This window comes from Halobacterium hubeiense, from assembly GCF_001488575.1.
Classification (GTDB): Archaea; Halobacteriota; Halobacteria; order Halobacteriales; family Halobacteriaceae; genus Halobacterium; species Halobacterium hubeiense.
This window is the reverse complement of the sequence record NZ_LN831302.1, coordinates 152,948-174,867: the sequence shown is the minus strand read 5'-3', so window position 1 is coordinate 174,867 and position 21,920 is coordinate 152,948. Positions and strand designations below refer to the sequence as shown.

Sequence of the window (21,920 nt, the reverse complement as noted above, 5' to 3'; positions counted from 1 at the left end):
GTGGAATGGTGTCAATTTCTCCACGTCTGAAGATAGCCGTTCAGTTCGTTCCAAACCGTGTCTACCGTCGCGTCAGTGACCTTCGCGGGCTGGCGGCTAATCATCGAGTCCTTCAGTGTCACAACTGTCCACGGTGAGATATACGACATCCTCGGCAAGCCGCCCTTCTCGATTCGGTCGCTGGTGAGCTCGACCGCTGGCGGCCTGGCGGTCGTTGTCACGGCCGCTGTAACGTACTCTTGTCCGTGGAATGGAAGGGAAATCAAGAAGAATACCCGCGCCTTCAGGCGCAGGAGGATGTCAATGGTTCAGGTGACGAGACACACCACTGTTGCAACTGAAGCAGGACAGAAGGTCGTCGATCCAGTTGCACCACGCTTGGAAATCGTCCGCGCCACACTGGCTGGCAATATTGCGGAGTGTATCGCCGCTGATCTCTTTGCCCATCGGAACCGTCACATTTCGAATCTCGTCGGTCTCCGGATGCACATATCGAAGTTTGAGATGGCTGCCGGCCCGGTCGACCGGCTGGTACCCCAACTCTGTGAGTGCTGCAACGAGTTCCTTGGGTAATCGGTAGCCAGCTCCCAGACCTCATCGATAAACCACTTGCGTGGACCGTCACAGTGTTGCCGTCAGGACGGTTGTTCGCACACTCGCTGTTCACTGCCTTCGTTCTTATCGCTGGCGTGGCGTGGCTCAGTCGTCGGTTCGATCGTCCCCAGGCGTGGGTAGCGTTTGGCATCGGCTATCTCACACACACACACACGATTGCCGACCTTGGACCTGAGGTTTTCCTTGGGCTGTTGACGGGGGATTTGAGTGTGGTGCGCCGGGCGTCCGCGTGACTACAGCGTATCTTTCTGAACTACGGGGTCGAACTAGGTAGTCTGGCAGCCACGTTCAAAATACCTGCTGTGGTGAGGCTTTTGAACGTTCGCTGCCTGTCACAGGTCACGAACCCGCCTCACAGTCTTTATAATGTTGTAACGTCAGATAGCTACGTAACAACCGAATGGGCCACCAAATATATGTCGTCTGAAACTACGTCTTCGAAACCACCCGATGGAGGGCATGAGGGCGAGCCGGTCAACTCGACGCTCTCGGAGTCACTCGATATGACCACGCCCCAGGCAGGCCAGCTGTTGCCCGCAGACAGTGAGTCGACGCCGGCGATCAGCATCGTCATGCCGACGATGAACGAGGAGGAAGGGATCCGCGAGTGCATCGAGCGCGCGACGAACGCACTCGAAGAGCTGGGAGTCACCGGCGAGATCATCATCAGTGACGCCTCAACAGATCGCACCCCGGACATCGCTGAGTCGATGGGTGCGATCGTCGTCGAACCTGACAAGCCAGGCTACGGGTATGCGTACCGGTACGCGTTCGACCACGCCCGCGGCAGCTACATCGTTATGGGCGACGCTGACACAACCTACGACTTCGAGGAGATTCCGAAGCTCCTCGAACTCGTCGCGTACGGTGATGCCGACATTGTGATGGGCAGCCGGCTAGAGGGCGAAATCAAGGATGGGGCGATGCCGCCGCTGCACGAACACATCGGCAACCCGCTCCTGACGAAGTTCCTCAACGCGTTCTACGACGCAGGAGTTAGTGACGCCCACAGCGGGTTCCGCGTGTTCTCCCAAGAAGCGCTAGAAGCGCTAGAGTTGGGGTCGGATGGGATGGAGTTCGCCAGCGAGATGATCATGGACGCTGGCGCGAAAGACCTCACCATTGAGGAGGTCCCGATTACGTACCATGAGCGTGAGGGCGAGGCAAAATTAGAGAGTTTCCACGACGGGTGGCGCCACGTCAAATTCATGCTCGTGAACGCGCCGGGATACTTGTTCTCGCTCCCCGGCTCCATCATGGGCGCGGTCGGCGTCGTCGTAATGGCGCTTAGCGTGTTCAACGTCGAAGTGATGGGGCAAAGCATTGGCGTCCATTCCCTCATCGCGGGCAGTCTGCTGACGCTAGCCGGCTACCAAGTTGGGAGCTTCGGGTTCCTCACGGACGTCGCCAGCGACCCCATCCAGCGGCCTGATGGGGTGATAACGCAGTGGCTCAACGAGCACTTCACGCTCGAACGCGGCGTCCTCCTCGGCCTCGGCCTGTTCGCGTTCGGGTCGCTGACTGCGCTCGGCCTGCTCTATCAGTGGGCCGCCAGCGGGTTTACGACGCTTCCCTCGATTACGGGTGATATCGTCGCGTTCACCGCCATCGTGCTCGGCTTGCAGACGATGTTCGGCGCGTTCTTCGCCGGTATTCTAATTGAGAGATAACTCTAACTAATCGTAGACATGGATAATCGAATTCGATAATATGGGCAGGATATCGGAACAAGGTATATCCTCGTTATGGCCAAGCTTGGAATTTATACAGGATAATATATTAATTCTAACCGCATCAGTACTTGGCGGCGCCGGGCTCTACCTACTTCGTATCGTACTCGGGAGGACATTAAGCCCGACACAGTATGGGCAATTTTCGACAGTTGCATCCATACTAATGATTATGGGGTTTCTGGTCGGAGCAATCGGCTATACTGCCACAAAAATTCTTGAAGAGGTCAATCTCATTGACCTTACTGTCGCGTGTTTGATCCTCGCCGCTGGCTTCGCGTGTACCGTACTCCTACTCCAGCCAATATTGTTAACGCACCTCGAACTAACGGCCATCGTTCTTCTCGTTCCAATCTTAATGAGAGTGCCAATCCTATCAATATATCAGCCAATACTTGGGTTCCATCAGAAGGCCAGGAACTTTCGAAAGGTTGCAGTTTCAGAGATATTTGAAGCAGTATTTCTGTTGGCCGTCTCAGGGATAATCTTTCTCCAGGGGGATGTATCGCTTCTTATCGCGGTCCTGTTGTTCCCTCTCGCCAGCCTAGTCAGTACAATCGCAATACTACCGAACTCACCACGCCCGAAACTCCAGCCCACTCTTTCGGGTATCAAGCGAACCTTCTCCGACCTTCCAAACTCTATCGGCATCAACAGTCTCCTGCTCATCCCGACAACCTTCGACATGTTGATAGTTTCTGCGAGGTTCACGGGCGCAATTGTCGGTTTCTGGGGAGTTCTAACCGTGTTTGGGAAGGCGTATACAATCATTACCCGAGCGGTGAGTCGAGTAATGTTCCCGGACTCGACGACAGAGAGTGAGGATTCTATTATTGAATCGGTAATACTCTGTTCTGTACTTGGCATCGGTGGAGCCGCCATAGGGATTCTTTTTTCCGACTTCTGGATTGTAACTCTCTTCGGGCAGAAGTATTCGTCTATGGTTGGGCTTCTACCAGAGTACATGCTGATGATGCTCCCTTACCCTGCAATTGCGCTTTTCGGAATTCATTCATTTGGCTCCGGGAATCCCCGACAAGGTACTATTCTCTTTGTAGTCGTCTCTGTGCTTTATTTGTCGACGGCAATAGCGTCTACGTTGTCCCAAATCATCTGGATTCTGGCCATTGGCCATTATCTCATTCTCGTCGGAATAGGTAGCTATAAACTCACGGCGCAGGGACGGGCGTAGATGAGTGTGTCCCGAAAAAATCTCGTCATAGTATTTCTCGTAACACTCTCCTATCGCCTCCTATTCCAGGTTGTCAACGGCTTTCCTCTTCGTCCGGACTTCTTCCAGCGTGTGTCGGTAATGAAGGACATTGCAGCTGGACGACCATACATACAGAGCTTGAATCCGGAGTTATTCTACCAGCTCGGTAGCCTAGCTTTCCACCTACCCGTTGACCCACTTTGGTTTTTTAGTATTGCGACAATATTCGTTGCCGCTCTCGGAATTACTACAGTCTGCTACGTTACTGCGGAATTCTTTGGGCAGAAAGCGGGGTTATACGCTGCTTTTGCACTAGTCGTAATGTCTACTATTCCATTCAAGGCGACGTATAGTTGGACGATAAATAGCTACATTAGCGCCTATGTCTTCCTCCCGCTATTTTTACTTACATTGTTCCAGTGGAAGCGCACTGAGGATCTAACTCATTTACTGACTGGATCTATCCTACTATTACTCATCGGCGGGTTCCATCACCTAGTCTTCCTGGAGGTAATCGCACTCCTCGGTTTCGCATTTTTCCTAGTTGATATTCGCGTCATATTGTATGCACCAGCCATCGTTCTCAATATCGGGTTAATGTGGCAAAACTACGGTCAGTATCTGTTCGAGCGTGGAGTCGGTCTCCTAGGTTCAATAACAGATCGGGTCTTAGAATTCCTATCCCTCGACCAGGGTACGTCGTCGCCTACTAGTTCCGACCCTCCATCATCTACAGGGAGTAGTCCACCCCCTCAATCAAATAACGGCAATTCTGGGTCAATAGAGCAGTTTTCCGACTCCACATTCATCAACCTCGTTTCACAATTGTCGATGTTGAATCCATTTGTAATTCTGACGGGGAGTATCGGATTCATATATGGTTTGACCAAGCCACGTGAGAGAGGGAATATTGCCCTACGCATCCTTCTCGCATGGGTGCTCGCACAGCTCTCGATGATATTATTTACGCATTTCGTCCAGCCTCAAGGAACAGAGCGGGCCATCAGGCACCTATTCATTCCGTTCGCGATGGTTTTTGGAGTAGGGTTCGAAGTCGTGGTATCTACAGCAAAGCAGCGGCTGGAGCTGCCACGCATTCTTGATGATCTAGATATTCGAGGAGTCCTCCTCGCCATCGCCGTCGTTCTCTCTATTCCAATGTTAGCGTATCAAGTAGCACCGTTCGGTGGTGCAGGATACGTTGTTCATCCTGACTCCGAACTCACCGATGGCATGGAGAAGATAAATGTTGATGGGAAAATACTAGCGCCGCCGTTAACTAACGAGTTGGTTAACTACTATCACGACGGTGAAGTATTGCGGACGTACCCGCGGGACTTCACGATTCCCGACAGAGAAAGACAGACGCAAGCGAAAGCGTGGGCATGGTGGGAAGATCCAGCCAACTGTCAACAGTTACGTGAGTTGGGCGTTGACTGGGTTTTCGTCGACAAGCGTGATTACTTCGGGCAGTACTGGAATAATCCTGAGAACGTCCGCGTCCCGCAGCACTTCGACCAACCGTACCTCGAAGTTGAGTATGAGAACGCGGACATGGCGCTGTATGAGGTTACAGCCTGCAACAGTAGCGAGACGGCGTAGCTGAACGCTAAACCCGGTCGTCTCCGAGGGACCCCATCACACAGCGTATTCGGAGATGACCTCGTTAATAGTGTCCTTGAATTCTCGTCTATCGAACCGGCGAACGCGCTCAAGGCACTGCGCTCGGAATTCGTCAGGGTCGAAGTCCGACGTGACGCGTTCCCGTATCTCTACTACGTCCGGCGAAACGTGCCATCCGGTTCGTTCGTCGTGCACCGTCTCAATTGGTCCACCCTCAGCTACCGCTACTACGGGCTTTCCGCTAGCCATCGCTTCGACAGGAACGATACCGAAGTCCTCGTAATACGGAGTGTATACGACGCCCTTCGCGCGCGAGTAGAGAGAACGAAGGTGGTCTTCAGTAGCAAATTCTTCGAGTTCCACGTTCGGCGTCGAGTCGATTCGCGACTTCATTTGGGACCCAAACTCGTCGAAGTGCTCGTCTACTGATCCAACTATTACGAGGTTCTCGTCAGTCCCAGCGAACGCATCAATCTGCAAATCAACTCGTTTCTTCGGGACTAACCTGTTCACGCTCAACCAGTAATCCTCGTGTGCCGCGTATTCGAAGCTCTCAACATCAACTGGTGGATACGCTACTGTCGCATCTAAGCCATAGAATCGGTCTACCTGGGATCGAATATTGTGACTATTCGCGACAATGTGACTATGTCTTCGGTTTAGGACTGTATCGATTCTCCGATAGGCCGGTGCAATTCCCGCTCGAACAACCTTCTCAGCCAAATTAGATTCTCGGAAAGAACGATCTCGTAACGACCAGAATGTGCGCGTCGGGGAATGACAGTACCTGATAACCGGAATTGGGAGATTCAGCCATTGTATAAACTGTGGACGATTCCCGCTTAGGATCGCCACGTCGTACTCGTTCCAGTCGATGGTCAATCGTGACGCGATAAACGAACCGAACGAATTCGACCGTATCTCTGTGACGGAAGAGTCATCGAAGTCGTACGTCGATTCCGGTTCGTATTCGCCCGTAACAATGTCAACGTTTCCTGGTATCGTTTCTGTGAGTTGGTGAACAACACGTTCACCACCACCGTATGTATTGAGCCGGTCTTGAACGACGACGGCTGATATTCGTTCCACCATTAGTAGCTACTAGTCCTTGTACCCCAAGGCGTCTAGTCGTCGCTCTATCTCAGGGTCGACATCTTCCGATTCTATTCCGTCTTCATCTTCACCATGGCCGCGATCTTCATCAATATGAGTTCGTAATTCATCACGGAGCGAACGGTCAGTACATTCGCCAAAGTCAATGTCACCTGTTTCACGGTTGTATTCACAGAAACAGGTGTTCTGTTTGGTTTGTACTCCGTACCGACGGAGGTGGCTTTCATCGTTCTCTCCTTGTGCTTGAGAGAAGACAGCTCGGTCACCCTCGGAGATAGTGAGCAGAGATTTGCCAGTAGACCACTCCTTCGGACTGATTTCGGCCTCGATCGTTGCAGTGATGTCGAGCGTACTTACCGGAGTCGTGACTTCTCCTGTCGTGCCACCCGGCGACCGCACCAGTAGTGGGACATGTGTTAGTTCTTCATGTAGAAACCGCGGGTGCTCATAGTAGCCACGTTCACCGAACGCGTCCCCGTGGTCTGCTGTGAATATGACGAGCGAATCCTCCAAGAGCCCTCGCTCCGCGAGTGCATCGAGGAACGACCCGATTTTCTCGTCGTTATATCGAATCTCGCCGTCGTAATAGTCAACGAGCAGTTGTCGTTCGCCTTCGGTGATGGATTGCGGATCGTCTATCGCACGCTGGTATAGTGCCTGCGCCTCACTATCGGAGACACGTTCTTCGCGAAATACAGTCCCATATTCGCCCGGGGGCTCGTACGGCCCGTGTGTGTCCATATAGTGGTTCCAGAGGAAGAATGACTCCCCTTCGTTCAGAGAGTCAATCCAATTGAGCGCGCGTTTGTTGATTTCGTCGGCGCGAGCATAGTGCCGGTTTCGAAGCTTGTCGATAGCTCGTTGCGCCAGCGCAACCAACTTGTGCTGCCCGAGATGAAGATCATCGTCGAACTCATCGAATCCCCGACCGAAACCGTAGGAGCGTGATAGGAAGGGGTTCGAGTGGAAGCCAGCTGTCTCGAAGCCAGCTTGGGAAGCAATCGAGGAGATGGGCTTCGCAGCTAAGTGATAGTTCTCGTCTACGGCATTTTCCGGATAGCGGCCGGTAAGCAACGACGGGACTGCTTCGCGCGTATGAGAGCTCGCACTATACGCATTAGAGAACTGGATACTGTCAGCTGCTAACTCGTCAATCTCCGGCGATGTGTTTCGATGATATCCATAACAAGAGAGATGGTCAGCTCGGAGTGCGTCGGCAGAAAGGAGTATGATGTGTTCCCAGTCACTCATTGAGTGTCCGGATGGCACGAGCAAAGTTATGACTTTATGTTATCCGATTTGAACGGGCTACCGCAAGGGAGTTACTCGTTCAGTCTGTATGGTTCCATAATGGACGTCGCGTTCGTCTCGAATGTCGTCTACCCGTTCGTGACCGGCGGGGCCGAGAAGCGCATCCACGAAATCGGGACGCGACTCGTCGAGCGCGACCACGACGTGACTGTCTACGGCCGGCACTTCTGGGACGGCCCACGCGAAACCACCCACGAGGGAATGACGCTGCGCGCGGTCAGCCCCGAACGCGACCTCTACGGCGAGGACGGCCAGCGCTCCATCGGCGAGGCGCTGGAGTTCGCGAAAGACATCGTTCGCCCGCTGCGGCGGAACGCCGCCAACCACGACGTTGTCGTCGCCTCCGTGTTCCCGTACTTCCCCGTGCTCGCCGCGAAGCTCGCACTCGCGGGGACCGGAACGCCGCTCGTGACGACGTGGCACGAGGTCTGGGGCGACTACTGGAACGAGTACCTCGGCACGCTGGGGCCGTTCGGGAAGGCCGTCGAACACGCGACTGCTCGCGTCCCCCAGTATCCGATTGCGGTCTCGGGCGTCACCGCGGACCGGCTCGCGGCCCGCGGACAGCCCCGCGAACGCATTCGGACGGTACCCAACGGCATCGACTACGACCAGATTCGACGCGTCGAACCGGCCCCCGACGCCTTCGACGTGCTGTTCGCGGGCCGGCTCATCGAGGACAAGCGCGTCGACGTACTCCTCGACGCCTTCGACGCCGTCGACACCGACGCGACGCTCGGCATCATCGGCGACGGCCCCCAGCGCGACGGTCTCGAACGGCAGGCCGCCGCGCTCGACAGCGCCGACCGCGTCACCTTCCTCGGCTTCCTCGACGACTACGAGGACGTGCTCGCGCACATGCGCGGCGCCCGCGTGTTCGCGTCACCCTCGACCCGCGAGGGGTTCGGCATCACGTACGCGGAGGCGATGGCCGCCGGCTGTACTGTTATTGGTGCGGAGCATCCAGATTCGGCGGCCGATGAAGTCATTCAGGACGGTGGTTTTCTCGTGGCCCCGAACGCCGATGCGCTTGCGACAACACTCATGCGAGCCCTTCACGGAGCAGCTCCGCCTTCGGATCCGAAAATGGTTGCTCAGCAGTTCGACTGGGGTAACGTTGCTACCGACGCCGAAGAAGCATATCAAGCGGCAATTCGACGTAAGTGGGGTGGAATATGACGTATTGGCTGTGGATAACACTCTATTCAATTCAGAGATAGTGAGTGAATAGTTGGAAGCTTGAAGCAGGCTCAAGTATTAGCAACGTCCCATGACCCACTGGTATGCCGAAACCAACCTGCCCATTTCAATAACACCGATTACGATGAACTCGCTGACCACTCGTACAAATGCCATCACTGTGGCTACGAAGGCGAACATAGTGAACTCATCTCAGTCTCCTAATAAACCGAACCGCCCGCCAAACCTCCGTCGGGCAGCATAGTGGGTGCAGTATAGCTTGATTGGAATCGAGGCACTCCCTCCCTGCGCCGACACCTCATCCCTGTTTCAATTCTACTTCGCCCAAAGGGTCGTTGAAACACTGCAAACTGGCTCTGTTAAAATTCTATCATTCAGGTACTATTTATGGTGATGCACCCGGTTGGTAAGGGGATACGCTATTTAATTCGTATCATTCTGTGAGACACGGTAAATGTACCAATCTGTATCTGAGGATGTGACCTTCTTATGTAATGTAAGTGATTCGCGGTCTATTTCTCCACCGGACCCGGACATGAATAGTGGATGTAGCGATATCTTTTGATTGGTCACCTTCTGGTTGCTGACTAAGAACTGAAATCGTGGTTGGCCATCGTTGAATGCACTGAATGTAACTAATCCTTCAGGGTAGCGTGGGTTAATAGCATGGATACCGTGCTCCGCCAGTGCATATTGAACAAGTGAATGTTCTCCTGGATCATGTGGCTGATCTTGGATCCAGACTGGTCCGCCCCCGGCTGAATCAATGACCTCTGCTACTTCCGACTCCTCCTCCAATGTTACTCCTTGATGAGGGAGAAAGCTGCCGACAACAAGCCCGGATTGGATCACACTCAGCACTACTAGCGTTATAATCACTACTTTCCCTACATGACCGTATCTCCTGTGGACCCAGTGAGCGACTATAACACTACTTATAATCACAATCATGGCGATTGCGTGATTCGCTCGAGCTGCTGTTCGAAGGATGCCGACGCTTAGGAAGTCCTGAGCTGCCCCAGTTGCGAAAAGCACTAAGAAGGAACATGAACCCACAAGGGCCGTATACCAGTGTTTCGACGGTCCGTAGTTTACAAACCAGAGCACGAACACTCCGGCAGCCAAGAATACAATAGGGAGTCCGACCACAGCAAATCCTTCATAGGGCGAATCAAACACGGTCCCAAGATCAATTTCAAAGGCAGCACGCAATAGTTCGTTAGCCAAGCCAGACGAGCCTAAAAATATGTTAAACGCGTCAATTCTGTATCCAACAGGAGGGCGCGGATTTCCGAGGCTATTAAGATATGCTGGTGCTTTCAAAAGGGAAACACTACCGCCGGCGATTAAACCGACCAAGTACTCACGAGAGCCGTATTGTATGATGAATGGGGTCAGTATCGCCAACCCATAAAAAGCATAGTAGATACCACCCCCGGTCAAAATCATCGCAGTGACGCATAGCCCACACAAGGCTCCAGTCCGTCTATCCCAGTTTTTGACGTGCGGAGGAGCAACCTGCCACGTGAGAAGAACTAGCCACGGCCAAGCGAGTACCTTCCAGGTGTGCATCCAGAAAATGTTTGCTACGAGTGCTGTTTGGACACCAATCGCGACTGGAAGTATTCCATTAAGGTGTTTGTGAGCATAATACCACGAAACCACCGCAGAGGCGACAAGATGCCCATACAGAACCACTCGATATATAACATTCACAGGAATCCATGAAAGGTACATCGGCCACCAAAATGGATAGAAAATTTTCGAATATGGGTGTATAAGTGGGCTATACCCGTTGTACCAGTTCTCTACGTACAGAAGATTTACTGGATTATTCCGAACATGAACAACAGGTACAAGATTCGCGACTGTGTCGCCACTGGCGAGAAACCCACGGCTAAATATCAATGGCGTCAGCGGCGCTGCTGAAAAAAGTAGAATTGCAGCAAGAGCATAACGGTACTCTTGAATCCTGATTTGGAGTTGTCGACGGGCACTTTTAATTTGTGCTCGGTTTGGCAAAATGTTCATACGGTAAACGAAGTCGGATAGGGATTCTAAGGAACGACAAATAGTCTTTTCTAACCCGTTTTCACGCCCTCCACGAGTAACTTGCTGAGCAGTGGGTTCATCAGATTTTGCTGCCTCGGAAGTACAGTGATGATAGCCGCCCTGCAATAGGGTGTGTACGTCGTCCCATCGGCAAGACTCGTCCACGTTTCGCCATCATCACACGCCGGCCCCGACGTCAGGTTCGTCCCGTCTTGAGCGACCCAACGCTCCAAATCAGGCTGTCCGAGGTCTCGAACGCTGTCTATCCGTTCGTGATGGGGGCGCCGAGAAGCGCATCCACGAAATCGCGACGCGACTCGTCGAACCGGCCACCGACGCGCTCGCCGCAACGCTTGAACAAGCGCTTCACGGAGCAGCCCCGCCTTGCGATCCGAAAGGAGCTGCTCAGCAGTTCGACTGGGATAACGTTGCTACGAACGCAGCAGAAGCGTACCGGGCCGCTATTGAAAATACGTGGGGGTGACTCGTCCAGTTACGAGCTGCTCGCGTTACCGGAGGCGTCGACGGCTAATACTTCGCCGACGAATCCTCGCGACCCCGTCGAGATAGACCCGATGGAGAACGTGTCTGATGCTTTGATCTCTCCTGAATAGCTCCGCTCTGCCCTCACCTCACCATCGACCTGTAACTGTATGGTGTTTCCGTCACGAACGAGTGTCGCTGTGTGTACTTGGCCGTCGTCAACGCGTGGCCCCTCTAGGACGGCTGCCTGCTCTCCGTTGCCAAGTGCGCCGAGAATCTGTCCATTTGCCAGCGCGATTTGGACGCCACTCGTGTTCGCGAATTGCGATGGAGCTGCCGTACCAACGAGCCGTGGGAACGAGACGTTATTGACGTAGTCCGTGCTGTTGTCCGTCCGGAACGTAACGGAGATCGAGACGTCCTGATTGCTGGACAGGTCACTCGTGTTCGGAACGGTTACGACATCGTTTCCATCAAATGCTAGTCCAGAATCAGTCCACGTCGCGCCATCGATCCAGCCATGGTTTCCGCCCGTGACGTCGAACGCGACCTCACCACTGCTCGCGTTCAGCGGCCAGTACGACATTCCAGGCTGTTCGCTGTTCGGGCCGACGAACGACCCGTTCTCTATCGCTTCGTCCGATACAGAAGTCCCCGCCGTGCCCTCGTACGTTCCGTTGTGCGGCACTCGGACGGCGTACCAACCGTTCGCAGTCGGCGTCACCTGTCGCTCGTACGTGTGCGAGTCGCCGCCCGCATTGAACGCCGTACTCACGGTTTGCGTCTCACCAGGCTCACCCTGCCCGACTAACATCGCACCCTGCACGAGGTCGAAGACCTTCCGGCCGTCGTTGGCGTACACGGCGCGATAGTGGCCAAGCCCCTCGACGCCATCACTGTAACTGCCCCAGTTCTGCCAGAGCCGGGACTGTAGCGACGTCTGAGAGAAGTTCTCGTCGAGGTCCTCAACGACGACGTACCCCGTCAAGTTCGCCGTCAACTGGTCGTACCACGCGCTGGCATTACTCGACGTCACGAACTCGTTGTAGTGGTCCTGCGCGTACGCGTACGACCGGGACTGATTGTTGACGTAGTAGTTGTAGACGCGATTTCGGTCCCAGTCACTGAACACGTAGTTGTCGGGCCACGAGACGTTCGCCGCGGCGGCGTGATCATCGATCGCGTTCGCTGCGTCGTAGGTCGCGCCCTCGATCGTCAGGTCGTTCGTGCCACCGACCGTCTGGAACACGCCGAGACTCCCGACGAGCAGGAACAGTGCGACGACCGCGAACGTCGACTCGCGGTCCGGGAACGACAGTCCACTCGATTCGGCGTCAGTTTCACGGAATCGGGGTGGAACGGTCTCGGAGTCGCCCGCGTCGACGAACGGCCGCGGGAGGGCGGTCGCATCCACGGCTGCCACCAAGTACACGAACCCGAGCCCGGCAAAGACTGCAAAGAGTATGGCGAGGTGGCCGGCGAATCGGAGCTGCACGAGCGCCGCGAGGAAGAATCCGCCCGTGTAGACGGTGAGCGCCAGCCACGTCGGGCGATGCTCGCGGTTTACCCGCCACGCCGCCCACACGAGGGCGGCGACCGCGAGGAAGAACGCAAACCCGAGGTAGAAGATGGGCGTCGTGATCACACCATACTCCGGACTCAACAACGAGTACGTCTCCGTAATCGATGTCTGGCCAGTCCGCGTGAAATACCCAATCCCGCGCTGGGCCGCGCTCCGGACACCCGGCATAGCCACCCACGCAACAACACCAGCAACGAGACTGCCCACGACTTCCAACCCCAACACCGTCCGCGCTCTAATTCCCCGTCGGACCGCGAGTTCGCCGATGCCGACGACGACGAGGCTCCCCGCAAACAACAAGGCCGGGGCGAACGCGCGGTACGCGCCCGACCAGTCGAACGCGACGTGCGGGAGGAGTGCCAGCACGGCAGAGACGGCGAGCGCGGCGAGCGTCCACGCGTTTGCCTCGAGTGGTGACTCGCCCGCTCGGACGTCCGAGCCGACGCGCAGGAAGACGTACGCCGCGACTGGAAGGATCAATAGTGGGCCGCCACGCCACGCATGGACTTGTGTCCCGACGGCGACCGCGAACACCGCGAGCCCCAGTAAGCGTCGTCGCGTGACCGTCCGCCAGTCCGCGCGCTCGTCGACGAGGACGAGCAACCCAGTAATGGCGAGCGCGACCAGCAGGTAGTCGAAGGCGTGGTGGTCGCCGAACCCGAGCGCGGACCGGTACGCCACGATGGGCGTAATCGCGTAGAAGGCGACGCTCGCGAGTGCCACGCGCTGGTCGTCGAACGCGACCATCGCGACCACGTAGACGAGCCCGCCGACGACGACCGCCGCGACGACGGGATACCACGCCAGGACGAGACTGACGGCGTCCTGCCCGCCTCCAAGCAGGGATGCCATCGTGTGCGTGGCGGCAATCATCGCGACGTCGTGGTCCTGGAGGGCTGGCGGCAGCGACGTCACCGACGTCCCGGTCCGGAACAGCTCTTCGAGCCAGTACCGGTAGAAGTACGCGTCGTTCCCCGACAGCACGACGTCGTTCCCGCGGAAGACCGCCGGCCACGAGAACGCGGTCCGCATCACGACGACGAGCCCGAGCAGCGCTACCAGGCTTGCCGCGAGGCCCGGATCGACTGCGCGGAGCCGATCATCGACTGACGGCCCGGTGTCGGTCGTCGTTTCCTCCTCGACAGGGGTGTCGCCGTCGAGCGCTGCCTGGACGGCGGCACGGTCGGCGAGCCGGTACTCATCACCATCCGCCTCGACGATTCCGTTCGACACGAGTTCGCCGAACGCTCCTGAATCAACGGGGACATCGTCGAACGTCCACGTCTCCGCGTTCGCATCAATGTCAAGTAGCTCTTGGAGGCCGTCTTCGATGGAGGGACGGTCAGCGAGAATCTCGTCCGTTGCATCCCGGACGTCACTCATTATCCAGCACGACGCTACTCACCCGCTTAAAATCTCTCCTTGCCGCCACAGTAGTGTTCAGATAAGCTGGTTCCATGCGAAGGCGAACGCTTGAAGCCAATTTTCGACAGTATTTGCTTCGGCGTGGCTGAAACAGTTTTAGAACTGGTTTGTCCGACGTTTTACTTCACGAAAAATACGTTCGACGCTGTTCCGATTCCCATGTGTTTCATACTGGAATCGGAGGCCGTGTCGCTGACAAGCGTCTTTCAGTGTGGGTGCGCCATTAACGAGAAACACGGTTTCGTTGCCGCGAGGTGATCCAGATTCCGCCCAGACTCGGGCCTGTATATCGGCCTTGTATATAGTTATGAACGGTGGAGCAGACGCGTTTGACATCGGGTGACAACCTCCCCGCCGTGAACGGCGGGGCTTCCCCTACGAGAGGAATCCGCGGTGGCAGGTTTCAGTCCGAGTAGGCCGCGAGCGTCATCTGCGAGGGGTCCCCGCTCGTCTTGCGGTGGACTGTGGCGCTGTCACAGACGCTCCCGTCCTGTAGCAAGTCATCGCGTCCGGGTTCCCAACGGACGCTCTCTCCCCACGGGTTAGCGCGACGGGTTGTTCCCGAAGATGTCTGTCGCGACGACGACTGCTCCTTGCGGATACGGCATCAGCTACTCTGCCTCGCTGCTCAGGTCGGGGTACTCGTCTTCCCAGCCCTCGTTTTGCGCGTACCAATCGTCACTGTACGTCGTGGCAGCGGTCTCCACACAACTGACGCTCATGCGAGCGTACCACGAACGTGGGATTACCGACGACATCGCGACCCACGACAATCCGGGACGTGATGGACATGCTTGAAGGGATGGTCAACGAACCGGAGGAGTTCGTTGTGCGGACTGACGAGGAGGCTGGGAAGCTCGCCGGGGATGCGACGTGGCTGCTCAACCAGCTCCGTCCATTCGAAGAAAATGGGCGGCATTCGAATCTCGGGCAGCCCTCGGCGTTCGACATTCGCGACGAGAAAGTGATTATATGATGACGGCGCGGTATCCCCGACCTCCTCGCTCACTTCGTTCGCGCCGTGAAGACGGGGGGGCTTAGCGCCTGTATTCAGCTAAAAGTCCGGTAATTCGCCCAGGTCGTCGCTCGCGATGTCGTTGCCATCAGTCCGAATGTATGTTGTCCCGTCAACGTCTACGGTCTCCACGTCAGCCCCCTTCCTCCACTCCCCATTGCCATCCTGATACGCCGTACAGTAATCTCGTTGCACGAATAAGCTAAGCATGACTGCCGTGCGAGATCTCGTCTGCCGATCAGTCAGCTGCTCTCCATCGCCCTCATAGACCCGCACTCGTTCAATCGTGTCCCCATCGTATCGAACGGCAGTAATGACGTAATCCGGCCATTTGCTCATGTCGCAGCGTACGTCGACACGGCGTATAAAGTTCTTTTCGAGAGACGATGGGCTGTCTCAGAGTGGGTAGCTGACTCGGTGGGCGTGTTCTAGTCGGTCGTTGGCCGGAGCCGTGCGAGCGGCTGAAGCTCCCACTGGCGGACTCGTTCCCAGAGCAACACTGCGGGGGGCAGTGCGATGATCGACATCAGGAACGAGTAGGAGACGCTGAGTGCGATCAAGGTCCCGAAGTTGCCGAGCAGTGGGGTAATCGCTAATGCGAGCGCCCCGGTCCCGAGCGTTGTGGTGAGCATGCTGCCGAACAACGCACCGCCAGTCCCCGAGAGTGTCACGACCATCGCTTCATGCGCGCCCGTTGCCTGATCGTACTCGTCGATGAACCGGTGGGTCGTGTGCACCGAGTAGGCAATCCCAACGCCGACTGAGATCGAGAGAATCGTCGCTGTCAACGCATTCAACGTCATTCCCAGATATCGCATCGTTCCCAAGAGGAACGCAATCGAGATCAGGATCGGGAACACGTTCACGACGCCTAACAGCGGCTTCCGTTCGAGCACCCCGTACACAACCACCAGGAACGACGCCGTCAACACGACCGCGATCGCCAGCCCTTGAATCGCCGACTGGAAGATTCGGTCCATCACTGCGGACATCACGACGGTATTCCCCGTTCCGGTTGCTTCAGTTGGGAATCGCTCGGCGAGTTCGCTTGCTGCAGACGAAGCTTCTGACGGGGTTGCGTCCGAATCAACCGTATACTCGATCTGTGCGGTTCGGTGGTCTTCCGTCAGATATTGCTCGGCTTGCCCACTTGCTGACGAGGCAAACAACACGTCGTAGATGCGTTCCAGATTCTGGTCCGGAATCCCGTTGTCGTTTTGGTCGTTGCGAGCGACTAAGGACGCGAACTCCGGATTCTGGTCGGCATGGGACTGAATCACCGTCACGATACTCTGGGCTTCTGCTTGGCCGCCTGCACCAACGGCAAGTGGCTCTGGTGGGCTCTCGTCGGAGGCAGCCATGGCTTCGAGTGCGTGATCTTCTTCGAAGTTCCCCTCGAGATAGATTTTAATCGAATCACGCTGACCAAACTTATTGTCGAGCAGATTCATCGTCTCCGTAATCGTATACTCCCCGGGGCTGAACTGAGCCGGTAAGACCTCGAGGTAATCCGGGAGTTCCTCAGGTGGCAGAAAGTCCTCGTTCTCGAAGGAGGTGCCGACGCCAGACCCGTACGCACCCATGACAGCACCGGACAGAAGTAGCGCAACGACAATCGCTGTTGGGGCGTATTGGCTTACCTGTGCTGGGAATGCGAGTACGCGCCCGAGAGCCGAGTCTTCCGAGGCGATCGGTTTCGAGTTGAACTCCGGGACGCCAAGCCGGGTCCGGACGTCGTCGGTAGCCAGCTTCGCGGCCGGTAAAAACAGCCCGAAGATCAGGTACGTGAAGATGATTCCCAGCGCGGAGGCAATCCCTAAGTTCCGGATCGGGGAGAGGTCGGAAATGACGTTCGCGCCGAACCCGAACACGGCGGTCACGGTGACGATGATGAACGCGACCATCAGTTGGCCATTTGCTGCCCGCATCGCCTCAATTCCCTCAAATCCGCGTTCCGTCTCTTCGCGGTAGCGGTTAATGATGTGGATGCCGAAGTCGACGCCGACAGCAAGCAGTAACACCGGCACGGAGATCATCTGCTGGCTGAACGGAATGCCGGCATACCCGAGGAAGCCAAACGTCCAGATGATCGTCATCACCAGCGAGATCAGTCCGAGCGCGACGTCAATGGGGTCACGGTAGGCGACGACCAGGAAGAACAGCAACAACAGGATCACGATCGGCATCACGATAGTGAGCGAGTCGGTCATCGACTGGGTGATCTCAGCCTGTGTCGTCCCCGATCCGAACGCGCGAAGATCACTGGGTGCGTTCTCAGCGATCGACTGGATCTCCGTCTGAACGGTGGTCAATTCGTCGCTTCCCAAACTCTTCGAGAGCGTATGCGAGACCGTCGTAATCGACGCCGAAGCCGAAACACTGGTTGGATTAAAGTTATCGGCGAGCGAGCCAGTGAACTGAGCGTTCCCTTTGAGATCGCGAACGGTCTGCCGGATTTCAGTCGGGCTTGCCCGTTCGAGCGTCTCCCGATACGCCGTCGGTGTCGACGCCGACGGATTCAGCTGCTGCGCGATGAGTGGGACCGGCCCACTCGCTGCGTCCATCCAGAGATCGTCTCGTGATTCGATCTGTTCAAGAACGCGTGCTTCGCGAATCAGCGACTCTTTCGTGAGAACATTATCATCCGTTCGGATGAGCTGTGTCGTCTCCGTGTTCGGCGCAAATGGCTGTTGGAAGTTCTCGTTGACATCGTCGAGCGCGTTCTGCTCTGGGAGTCCCTCGGTAAACGCATCAAGGCCTCCTTCCCCCATCGAGACAGAGCCGAGGCCTCCCGCAAACACGCCTGTCAGAAGCAGGAATGCAATAATTATGGCGCGGGGTCGGTCTACGATACCGTTGTTAAGGCGTTTTATCGCCGCTTCAACCGCCTCCGCGACTGCCATCAGTTATACCTCCGATAGACGACTGCTGCACCCCCGAGGACAATTACTGCTGCCCCGCCAATAAGGACGAGCGGTGGCCCGCCGCCGTTCGTCGATTGAGCTGCGTTAAGCGGATACCGGAACGTATCTGAGAGGTGGGTGTCGCCACGGCGGTCCGTGTACCGGAAGTCAAAGGAAATCGGATACGTGTTCCCGGCTGTCGCGGCGGCTGTAGCCGACACGTCGAAGTCAAGCGTCGTGGACTCACCGGGTTCTAGTGATTCGATGTAGCTGGTATCCGTGTCACCGGTGGCGAGTGGGTCATCTGCGAACAGCCGTGCATCGACGTCAGTCACGGTCTCGTCGAGATTGTTTGTCACTTCAACTGCGAGCGTCCGCGAACTCCCCACAGAAATCGTTTGATCCGTGGCCGCTAGTTTGAACGCGTCCCGCTCCGGTCCAACAGACGCTGAAATGTCGTGTTTGCTGTACGTTCGCTGATCGCCGTCGCTGTCCCGGTACTGCACGTCAAGCCCGATCAATTTCTCGCCTGGTTCACCCTCGCTGGTGACTTCCATCGGAAGTCGGAACGACGTGGACTCACTGGGGGCAAGCGACCCAACAACGACAGATTTCTCACCCGGGACGACCGACGAGAGGTTCTCATTCGGACGGACCGCCACACTCTCCACCGGAGTGGGGCCGGTGTTCTCAATCGTCCCCGTAATCGCCCCACTTTCGCCAACACGGAGCGACGACGAGACATCGGTAACGGCGAAGGACTGTTCCGGAGTCGACTGGACCACGGAAGTCAGTGGGTTGGACGTCTGGTCGAACCCGTCACTGTCCTCGTAGTTCACCGTCAAATCAAGCGGATAGCCACGGAGGACGGCATCAGACTCGAGTCGAACGTTGTAGGTAGCGGTTCGAACCTCACCCGGTTCCCAATCGCCAACGAAGGTGGATGAAGACGTATCGGCAGATTCGAACGTTACCGAGCTGCTTCTGGACTCAGCCGTTACACTCGCCCCACTAGCAATCTCGGAGCCCGTGTTGCGGAGCGCAACTGAGATATCGTTCTCATCGCCGATTTGTGCTGACGCATTTGAGTCGACGATCTCGAACTGCGCATTTTCATTGACATGGATGGTTATCGAGTCGGTTTTCTCTTTCGTGGATTCCGTTATCTCATCGACCCCGTTGGCGGTATAATCGATGAATCGGGTGTACGTATATTCGGCCGTAATCGGAATGTCGTATGTCCCGGGTTCAGTATCGTCCGGCACAGTGACCGAAATCGGTTGTTCCGCCCCTCCAACCGGGAAATTACCGACCGTCACTCGTTCGGTTTGGATCTTGATCGGAACGTCATCATCTTGCGGTTCAAAGGTTAATGCTTCCGCGGTGGTGACCCGGTCTTCATACTGGGACGGACCGGCTCTCAGAATCTGGCCACGGTTAACGATCGAGACCGTTAGTTCACCGGTGGTCCCGGCCGAAAACGTGCCCGAACCGGTCGCAAACGAGATATCTGGGGCGCCAATTACTTGGCCAGAAGAGCCGGCTTGAGCCGTCGCTGTAACGGCGACACCGCCGACCACTGACCCGGTTATCAGGACGGATAGTATGAGGAGGTGCAATACCTTCGAGTTGTGCGTGTGTTCTGGCGTTTTCTGAGTCATGAGTTACGTTCTGCTACGGTTGCTCGGTTCTGTGCTGCGCGAAATGGCTGGAGGTCATCGACGACCTGGTTCCCTGGGTGGCCGGTTTCCGTCCGAGCAGCCATATTTGACTGAGTGCTCACTCAGTTTTTGCCCCGGGTATATTACCCTACCGGAATCAACGGAGCAGAGATACAGAACACCGAACCGACCGCCAGGAAGAAACACAGCGAACCCAGGCGCGCTGCCCCAATTTCAACGACTTGGCTTCCTCCCACCCTGAAGGGGGGATTCCTCCGTGGGTGAGGTTGGACCAAGACAACCCCTTTGATTGGGAAGCAACGGCTAACTATGAGCAAGGACAATACAAAGTATGGCGAATAACCCGCTCTTCCCGGAGGACCCTGACGACACTCGGGCAGCCATCATGGAGGCGACATTTGATGCGCTGGCTGAACACGGGTACAGTGACCTCACAATTAATCAGGTGAGCCAGCGGTTCGCCAAGTCGGAAGGCCTGATTTTCTACCACTATGACGGGAAAGACGAGATACTCCTTGAGCTTCTTAAGTACCTGCTTGAACGCGTTCAGAAGGGCAGACTACCCATCGCTGACGATGTAGATCCGGAAACACGACTTCGAGCACTGCTTGACAACATTCTCCCGACCGGTGATGAACACCAAAAACGCGACTACGAGAAGGTGCTGGTCGAATTACGAACACGAGCAATCCACAATGAGGACTACCGAGAATGTTTTAATCGGTCACAAATGGGTTTCCGGGAGTCGGTGCGAGAGATCATCGTGGCTGGCATCGAGTCCGGTGATTTCAGAGAGGTTGACCCTGATTCCGTTGCAGATTTCATCCTCGCACTGGTTAGTGGGGAAATATTTGACCGGATTACAGTGGATAGGCATCGAACCGTCCGTACAGAGCTCGATGACTATATTGAAGACCGACTCTTGGCCGTCGAAGAGTCGTAAACGGCGGGATTCGCTCCTCGGGAAAGATAGCTGTCGTCGGCGGTCTGAGGCAACCGTACTCGCCCTTGCTCACGGGTTACCCCCCAAAGCTATTGCGGTGTGTTCAGTAGTGGGGAATATGTCAGATCTCGGTACCAATACGACGGGGCGCAGTAGCGACCTCATCAGCCTCCCAGACAGCCTCATTGGCTATCTCGCCAACGACCTCGCGGTCATCACCGGCATTATCCACCTGCTGTTGGCGCCACAGTTCTACGGCTTCAGTCAGACGCTGGGCATCCTGTTCGCGCTCAACGGTCTCGGCTTCTTGGGCGGCGTCGGACTATACCTGACACGGTACTGGCGGCGCGAGCTCTACCTCGTGGCGGCCGCCTACGCGTTCGTCACCATCCTCTCGTTTTTCTTCTACGGCGGGTTTGAGGGATTCCTCTCGGCGTTCTACATGCAGGGGTCGCTCAATTGGAACGCGCTGGGAGCAAAGCTCGCTGAAGCCCTGTTCGTCGTCTGCAGCCTCGCACTGTATACAACCTCGGAAACCTGACGCGCTCGCTCGAAGAGGGGTGTGGCCGTGAATTCGGCGTCGCACTCGCCGTGTAAGCGGAGAACCGGCCACTTGGCGTGACCACCCCGAACCGGAGGACAAACGGAACCCGCTGTCTCGCAGACGAGACAGTAACTGGTTCGCGAAAAGTTGATAACGATAATGTGGCCAGCATAGATGTGTCTGAAGCAAGCCAACCCGCGTTACAGGACAGAATCCTCCAGTACTTGGACGCCGAGGCCACAGATGGACGGCTATTTGTCAAAAGCCGCCACATTGCAACCGCTCTCGACGCATCGGTAAAACGCGTTGGGGTTGCAATGACAGATCTCGAAGCGCGGACGACAGCGTTCGAGTTTGAGCGATGGGGCGGAAGTTCGGATGGGGTAACATGGGCCATTACCCGACCGCCAAGAGAGAAGTGAAGGCTTTCAAATACAAACATGTGCAAACTGGGGCGTATCGGACCGCCCGATAGGTTTAATTGGA

The 21,920-nt window shown here is 56.1% G+C and carries 16 protein-coding genes and 2 pseudogenes; 9 read left to right on the top strand and 9 right to left on the bottom strand.

From position 1 onward, the window contains the following. Positions 1-300: 300 nt before the first annotated feature. On the bottom strand, positions 301-591 hold the full coding sequence (locus HHUB_RS15975) for a type II toxin-antitoxin system HicA family toxin (protein ID WP_082687136.1): 291 nt from the start codon (positions 589-591) through the stop codon (positions 301-303). On the opposite strand from HHUB_RS15975, the gene HHUB_RS15970 reads away from it, so the two are divergent. The 4 genes from HHUB_RS15970 to HHUB_RS16475 all read left to right on the top strand — a co-directional run bounded on the left by HHUB_RS15970 (position 549) and on the right by HHUB_RS16475 (position 5,160). After that, complete coding sequence (locus HHUB_RS15970; protein WP_082687135.1) at positions 549-848, top strand: metal-dependent hydrolase; 300 nt, start codon at positions 549-551, stop codon at positions 846-848. The two genes, HHUB_RS15975 and HHUB_RS15970, sit on opposite strands and share 43 nt — an antisense overlap. A gap of 183 nt (positions 849-1,031) precedes the next feature. After that, the gene (locus HHUB_RS00825; RefSeq protein ID WP_082687134.1) at positions 1,032-2,285 is read left to right on the top strand and encodes a glycosyltransferase family 2 protein; all 1,254 of its coding nucleotides are present in this window, start codon (positions 1,032-1,034) and stop codon (positions 2,283-2,285) included. A gap of 40 nt (positions 2,286-2,325) precedes the next feature. Continuing rightward, on the top strand, positions 2,326-3,537 hold the full coding sequence (locus tag HHUB_RS00820; protein WP_157533966.1) for a lipopolysaccharide biosynthesis protein: 1,212 nt from the start codon (positions 2,326-2,328) through the stop codon (positions 3,535-3,537). After that, entirely contained in the window at positions 3,538-5,160 is a 1,623-nt protein-coding gene (locus HHUB_RS16475) for a hypothetical protein (RefSeq protein WP_157533965.1), read from the top strand. Positions 5,161-5,196: 36 nt separating this feature from the next. On the opposite strand, the gene HHUB_RS17480 is transcribed toward HHUB_RS16475, so the two are convergent. Continuing rightward, positions 5,197-6,273, bottom strand: coding sequence for a glycosyltransferase (locus HHUB_RS17480; protein WP_082687133.1), 1,077 nt, complete (start codon positions 6,271-6,273; stop codon positions 5,197-5,199). A 9-nt stretch (positions 6,274-6,282) separates the two neighbouring features. Further along, positions 6,283-7,545, bottom strand: a complete 1,263-nt coding sequence (locus HHUB_RS15960) for a sulfatase (RefSeq protein WP_082687132.1) — start codon at positions 7,543-7,545, stop codon at positions 6,283-6,285. 99 nt (positions 7,546-7,644) lie between these two features. Here HHUB_RS15960 and HHUB_RS00800 point away from each other — a divergent pair, with 99 nt between their 5' ends. Next, a complete protein-coding gene (locus HHUB_RS00800; RefSeq protein ID WP_059055313.1) occupies positions 7,645-8,784 on the top strand; it encodes a glycosyltransferase family 4 protein in 1,140 nt (379 codons plus the stop codon). A gap of 444 nt (positions 8,785-9,228) precedes the next feature. Here HHUB_RS00800 and HHUB_RS16470 read toward each other — a convergent pair whose 3' ends face one another. The 3 genes and pseudogenes from HHUB_RS16470 to HHUB_RS15955 all read right to left on the bottom strand — a co-directional run. After that, on the bottom strand, positions 9,229-10,542 hold the full coding sequence (locus tag HHUB_RS16470; protein WP_157533964.1) for a hypothetical protein: 1,314 nt from the start codon (positions 10,540-10,542) through the stop codon (positions 9,229-9,231). Between the two features lie 808 nt (positions 10,543-11,350). After that, complete coding sequence (locus HHUB_RS00795; protein WP_059055310.1) at positions 11,351-14,305, bottom strand: LamG-like jellyroll fold domain-containing protein; 2,955 nt, start codon at positions 14,303-14,305, stop codon at positions 11,351-11,353. Between the two features lie 57 nt (positions 14,306-14,362). Continuing rightward, positions 14,363-14,593: pseudogene (locus HHUB_RS15955) on the bottom strand (IS6 family transposase); the annotation flags it as partial. Positions 14,594-15,055: 462 nt separating this feature from the next. Here HHUB_RS15955 and HHUB_RS00790 point away from each other — a divergent pair. Next, positions 15,056-15,317, top strand: a pseudogene (locus tag HHUB_RS00790) (VirB4 family type IV secretion system protein); the annotation flags it as partial. Positions 15,318-15,401: 84 nt separating this feature from the next. Here the strand turns inward: HHUB_RS00790 and HHUB_RS00785 are convergent. From HHUB_RS00785 to HHUB_RS00775, 3 genes are all read right to left on the bottom strand, one after another. Next, positions 15,402-15,701, bottom strand: a complete 300-nt coding sequence (locus HHUB_RS00785) for a DUF3892 domain-containing protein (RefSeq protein WP_059055307.1) — start codon at positions 15,699-15,701, stop codon at positions 15,402-15,404. A gap of 89 nt (positions 15,702-15,790) precedes the next feature. Next, the gene (locus HHUB_RS00780; protein ID WP_059055305.1) at positions 15,791-18,265 is read right to left on the bottom strand and encodes an efflux RND transporter permease subunit; all 2,475 of its coding nucleotides are present in this window, start codon (positions 18,263-18,265) and stop codon (positions 15,791-15,793) included. Next, positions 18,265-19,926 carry a COG1361 S-layer family protein gene (locus HHUB_RS00775; RefSeq protein WP_157533963.1) on the bottom strand — a complete coding sequence of 554 codons (1,662 nt, stop codon included), beginning with the start codon at positions 19,924-19,926 and terminating at the stop codon, positions 18,265-18,267. The genes HHUB_RS00780 and HHUB_RS00775 overlap by 1 nt, the downstream gene beginning before the upstream one ends. A 352-nt stretch (positions 19,927-20,278) precedes the next feature. Between HHUB_RS00775 and HHUB_RS00770 the strand changes: the two genes are divergently transcribed. From HHUB_RS00770 to HHUB_RS17655, 3 genes are all read left to right on the top strand, one after another. Then, entirely contained in the window at positions 20,279-20,890 is a 612-nt protein-coding gene (locus tag HHUB_RS00770) for a TetR/AcrR family transcriptional regulator (protein ID WP_059055304.1), read from the top strand. Between the two features lie 118 nt (positions 20,891-21,008). Next, positions 21,009-21,431, top strand: a complete 423-nt coding sequence (locus tag HHUB_RS00765) for a DUF7475 family protein (protein WP_059055302.1) — start codon at positions 21,009-21,011, stop codon at positions 21,429-21,431. 77 nt (positions 21,432-21,508) lie between these two features. Beyond that, a complete protein-coding gene (locus tag HHUB_RS17655) occupies positions 21,509-21,856 on the top strand; it encodes a DUF7123 family protein (RefSeq protein ID WP_449271429.1) in 348 nt (115 codons plus the stop codon). Positions 21,857-21,920: the final 64 nt, after the last annotated feature.